Below are 4585 nucleotides of genomic sequence, written 5' to 3'. Positions count from 1 at the left end.
GACGGCGACCACCGCGAGCCACGGCGCGCGGCGCCGGTGGCGCGGCGGCAGGGGTGGATGCGGGCGCGGGCGCGCGGCAGCGGCCGCCGGTGCGGCAGTGTTCTCCATGCGCGCACCATATGATGTCTATGTACCTTTTTCGGCTTATTAGGCCGTTCGGCTCAGCGCCCCAGGGGTGCCATGACCGCGCCGGATCCGTACGCTGTTGCAGCGGTGCACAGCTCCCACCCGGCGGAGGACGAACACGCCCATGAAGATGCTCATCAATGTGGCCGAAACCGTGGTCGCCGACGCGCTGCGCGGACTGGCCGCCTCCCATCCCGAACTGACCGTGGATGTCGAGAACCGGGTGATCGTCCGGCGGGACGCGCCGGTGCCCGACAAGGTGGCCCTGGTCTCCGGCGGCGGCTCCGGCCACGAGCCGCTGCACGGCGGGTTCGTGGGGCGCGGCATGCTCGACGCGGCCTGCCCCGGCGAGGTCTTCACCTCCCCCGTGCCCGACCAGATGGTGCGCGCCGCGGCCGCGGTGGACAGCGGCAAGGGCGTGCTGTTCGTCGTCAAGAACTACACCGGCGACGTGCTCAACTTCGACATGGCCGCCGAACTGGCCGAGGACGAGGGCATCCAGGTCGCGAAGGTGCTCGTCGACGACGACGTGGCGGTGTCCGACAGCACCCACACGGCGGGCCGCCGCGGCACCGGCGCCACGCTGTTCGTGGAGAAGATCGCCGGCGCGGCGGCCGAGGAGGGAGCGCCGCTGGAGCGGGTGGAGGCGATCGCCCGCCGGGTCAACGCGTGCTCGCGCAGCTTCGGCGTGGCGCTCTCCCCCTGTTCGACACCCGCCAAGGGCGGCCCCACCTTCGATCTGCCCGCCGGGGAGCTGGAGTTGGGCGTGGGCATCCACGGCGAGCCGGGGCGGGAGCGGCGCGCCATGATGACCTCGCGCGAGATCGCCGACTACGCGGTGGACGCGGTCCTGGACGACCTGCGCCCGGACAATCCGGTGCTCGTCCTGGTCAACGGAATGGGCGCCACCCCGCAGCTGGAGCTGTACGGCTTCGCGGCCGAGGTGCACCGGGTGCTCGGCGAGCGCCGCGTGGCGGTGGCACGTACGCTCGTCGGCAACTACGTCACATCACTCGACATGGCGGGCGCCTCGGTCACGCTGTGCCAGGTCGACGAGGACCTGCTGCGGCTGTGGGACGCGCCCGTACGGACCGCCGGGCTGCGCTGGGGCTGCTGACCCGAACCACCGGACCCGGGCGACCGGAATCCCGACCACCGGACCCGGAACACCGGAATCCCGACCACCGGACCCCGACCACCGGATCCGGATCGCCGGGCCCGGCCCGCCGGACCCCACCGGCCGACCTGATACGTACGCTGTCGCCGTCGGTTACCGTCATGAGGAGGCGTCTGTGTCCAGCAGTGAATCCGCAGTCGAACACGCGCTCGACACCTCTTTCTTCCAACGCTGGCTCACCGCCGCGGCCGAGTCCGTGCACCGCGAGGCGGCCCGGCTCACCGAGCTGGACTCCGCGATCGGCGACGCCGACCACGGCACCAACATGCAGCGCGGTTTCGCGGCCGTGACGGAGGCGCTGGAGAAGGAGCCGCCGGGATCGCCCGGCGCCGCGCTCATCCTGGCCGGGCGCCAGCTGATCTCGAAGGTGGGCGGCGCCTCCGGGCCGCTGTACGGGACGCTGCTGCGGCGCGCGGGCAAGGCGCTGGGGGACGCGGCGGAGGTCACGCCCCAGCAGCTGGCGGACGCGCTGCGGGCCGGGGTGGACGCGGTGGCCCAGCTCGGCGGCGCCGCGCCGGGCGACAAGACCATGCTGGACGCGCTGCTCCCCGCGGTGGAGGCGCTGGGCGGCGACACCGCGTCGTTCACCGCGGCGGGCGAGGCCGCCGACAAGGGCGCACTGGCCACCGTGCCGATGCTGGCGCGCAAGGGCCGGGCCAGCTATCTGGGCGAACGCAGCGTCGGCCACCAGGACCCCGGCGCCACCTCGTCCGCGCTGATCGTCGCGGCGCTGGCGGAGGCCGTCCGATGACCGAGGACAGTGGGGAGAAGCTGGTCGGGGTCGTGGTCGTGTCGCACAGCGGGGAGGTCGCCGAGTCGGTCGCCCGGCTGGCCACCGCGCTGGCGGGTGGCGGCACCGCGCCCGTACGGGCCGCGGGCGGCACCCCGGACGGCGGTTTCGGCACCAGCGAGGAGCTGATACGCGAGGCGGCGTACGCCGTCGACCAGGGCGCCGGGGTGGCCATACTGGTCGACCTCGGCAGCGCCGTACTGACCGTCAAGGCGCTGCTGGCCGAGGAGGACGAGCTTCCGGAGGGCTCCCGGCTGGTGGACGCGCCGCTCGTGGAGGGCGCGGTGGCGGCCGTGGTCACCGCGTCCACGGGCGCGGACGTGGACACCGTCGCCGGAGCCGCCGCGGAGGCGTACGACTACCGCAAGGTCTGAAGCGGAGCGCACGGGCCCGGGGGCGTCGGACACCGCCCGCCCCCCGGGCCCGTTCGTATGGGTGCGGGGCCCGCAGCGGACGGCCCAAGTGTGGAGTCCCCGTACATATCCGAGCTGACATGCGCATTTCTACGGTGTGGGCACTCGCATCCGTCCCCGCACCCGCTCGGAAGTGGTAACCATGGCTCCTCCGACCAGCCCCGGATCGCTGCGCCGCGTCGTCGCGGCGAGCCTCATCGGCACCACCATCGAGTGGTACGACTTCTTCCTCTACGGGTCGGCCGCCGCGCTCGTCTTCAACAAGCTCTTCTTCCCCGACTCCGACCCGCTCGTCGGCACCCTGCTGTCGTTCCTGACGTACGCGGTCGGCTTCGCCGCCCGGCCGATCGGCGCCCTGGTGTTCGGGCACTACGGCGACCGGCTCGGGCGCAAGAAACTGCTGATCCTGAGCCTGCTGCTGATGGGCGGGGCGACCTGTGCGATCGGCCTGCTGCCGACGCACGCCACCGTCGGCTCGGCCGCGCCCGTCCTGCTCACCGCGCTGCGGCTGGTGCAGGGCTTCGCGCTCGGCGGCGAATGGGGCGGGGCGGTGCTGCTGGTGTCCGAGCACGGCGACGCGCGACGGCGCGGATTCTGGGCGTCCTGGCCACAGACCGGCGCCCCCGCCGGGCAGTTGCTGGCCACCGGGGTGCTGTCCGCGCTGACCGGGCTGCTCTCCGAGGGCTCCTTCGAGTCCTGGGGGTGGCGGGTGCCGTTCCTGCTCTCCGGTGTGCTGGTGCTGGTCGGCTTGTGGATTCGTCTCTCTGTCGATGAATCACCGGTGTTCAAGGCCGCGCTGGCCCAGGCCGAGGCGCGGAAGTCCGCCGACGTGGCGGAGAAGATGCCGCTGGTGGCCGTCCTGCGCCACCACTGGCGGGACGTCCTGGTCGCGATGGGCGCCAGGATGGCCGAGAACATCAGCTACTACGTGATCACGGCCTTCGTCCTCGTCTACGCCACCTCCGACCATGTGGGCCTCGGCAAGCAGACCGCGCTGAACGCCGTCCTCATCGCCTCCGCCGTGCACTTCGTGACGATCCCGGCCTGGGGCGCCCTCTCGGACCGCATCGGCCGCCGTCCGGTGTATCTGCTGGGCGCCGTGGGCGTCGGCGCGTGGGCGTTCCCCTTCTTCGCCCTCATCGACACGGAGGGCTTCGGGGCGCTGCTCCTCGCGGTCACGGTCGGGCTGGTCTTCCACGGTGCGATGTACGCGCCCCAGGCGGCCTTCTTCTCGGAGATGTTCGCGACGCGGATGCGGTACTCGGGCGCCTCGATCGGCGCCCAGTTCTCCTCGGTCGCGGCCGGGGCGCCCGCACCGCTGATCGCCACCGCGCTGCTGGCGGACTACGACAGCGCCACGCCGATCGCCCTGTACGTCATCGCGGCGGCGCTGCTGACGGTGGTGGCGGTCGGCGCGGCGAAGGAGACCCGCGAACGCGACCTGGCCGCCATCCGGCCGGGCGACGACGATGAGCCGCGGGCGGCGTCGGAGGCTTCCCGTTCGGCCTCGGCCTAGGGAGGGTGGGGTGTGTGCTCCACGGCCCCTGTCAGCCGGTGCAGCCGCAGCGCCAGCTGGATCTCCAGCGACCGCGCGGGCGACTGCCAGTCGGCGCCGAGCAGCCGCCCCACCCGCTCCAGCCGCTGCGCCACCGTGTTCACATGCACATGCAGCTCGTCCTTGGTGCGCGCCGGGCTCATCCCGCTGGCGAAGTACGCGTCGAGCGTGCGGACCAGCCCGGTGCCGCGCCGCGCGTCGTACTCCACGACCGCCCCGATGGTGCGCGTGACGAAGTCCCGCACCCGGGTGCCGTCCGGGGCGCCGTCCCGCGTACCGGCCAGCAGCAGGCCGAGGAAGCCGAAGTCCTCGGCGGCGGCCCCCTCACCGGCCCGGCCCAGCACCCGCAGCGCGGCCAGACAGCGCCGGGCCTCGGCATACGACGCCGCCACCTCGGCGGGGGCAGCGGCGGGCGCGGCCACGGGTGCGGAGGCGCCGACGGTGACGGGCGCGTGCACGGCGGTGCCCAGCTGCCGGGCGGTGCGGCGGGCGAGGGCGTCGGCGCTGTCGCCGTCGGCGAGCGG

5 protein-coding genes are annotated in these 4585 nt (G+C 73.5%); 4 read left to right on the top strand and 1 reads right to left on the bottom strand.

The annotated features are described in order from the left end of the window. Window positions 1-250 precede the first annotated feature (250 nt). The 4 genes from dhaK to EEJ42_RS33820 all read left to right on the top strand — a co-directional run bounded on the left by dhaK (window position 251) and on the right by EEJ42_RS33820 (window position 4022). Entirely contained in the window at window positions 251-1243 is a 993-nt protein-coding gene (dhaK, locus tag EEJ42_RS33835; protein WP_123105891.1) for a dihydroxyacetone kinase subunit DhaK, read from the top strand. A 175-nt stretch (window positions 1244-1418) separates the two neighbouring features. After that, window positions 1419-2054 carry a dihydroxyacetone kinase subunit DhaL gene (gene dhaL / locus EEJ42_RS33830; RefSeq protein ID WP_123105889.1) on the top strand — a complete coding sequence of 212 codons (636 nt, stop codon included), beginning with the start codon at window positions 1419-1421 and terminating at the stop codon, window positions 2052-2054. Then, window positions 2051-2467 carry a PTS-dependent dihydroxyacetone kinase phosphotransferase subunit DhaM gene (locus EEJ42_RS33825; RefSeq protein WP_123105887.1) on the top strand — a complete coding sequence of 139 codons (417 nt, stop codon included), beginning with the start codon at window positions 2051-2053 and terminating at the stop codon, window positions 2465-2467. The genes dhaL and EEJ42_RS33825 overlap by 4 nt, the downstream gene beginning before the upstream one ends. 181 nt (window positions 2468-2648) lie before the next feature. After that, window positions 2649-4022, top strand: a complete 1374-nt coding sequence (locus EEJ42_RS33820) for an MFS transporter (protein WP_123105885.1) — start codon at window positions 2649-2651, stop codon at window positions 4020-4022. Here the strand turns inward: EEJ42_RS33820 and EEJ42_RS33815 are convergent. Next, on the bottom strand, window positions 4019-4585 hold a 567-nt coding region (locus EEJ42_RS33815), incomplete at its 5' end, for a PucR family transcriptional regulator (protein ID WP_184503408.1). The two genes, EEJ42_RS33820 and EEJ42_RS33815, sit on opposite strands and share 4 nt — an antisense overlap.

It is taken from the genome of Streptomyces botrytidirepellens, from assembly GCF_003721215.1.
Classification (GTDB): Bacteria; Actinomycetota; Actinomycetes; order Streptomycetales; family Streptomycetaceae; genus Streptomyces; species Streptomyces himastatinicus.
This window is presented reverse-complemented; position numbering and strand designations above follow the sequence as displayed.

Coding starts and splice junctions, on each gene's coding strand:
- EEJ42_RS33825 (WP_123105887.1), top strand. CDS start 2,051: ATGACCGAGGACAGTGGGGAGAAGCTGGTCGGGGTCGTGGTCGTGTCG.
- EEJ42_RS33820 (WP_123105885.1), top strand. CDS start 2,649: ATGGCTCCTCCGACCAGCCCCGGATCGCTGCGCCGCGTCGTCGCGGCG.
- dhaK (WP_123105891.1), top strand. CDS start 251: ATGAAGATGCTCATCAATGTGGCCGAAACCGTGGTCGCCGACGCGCTG.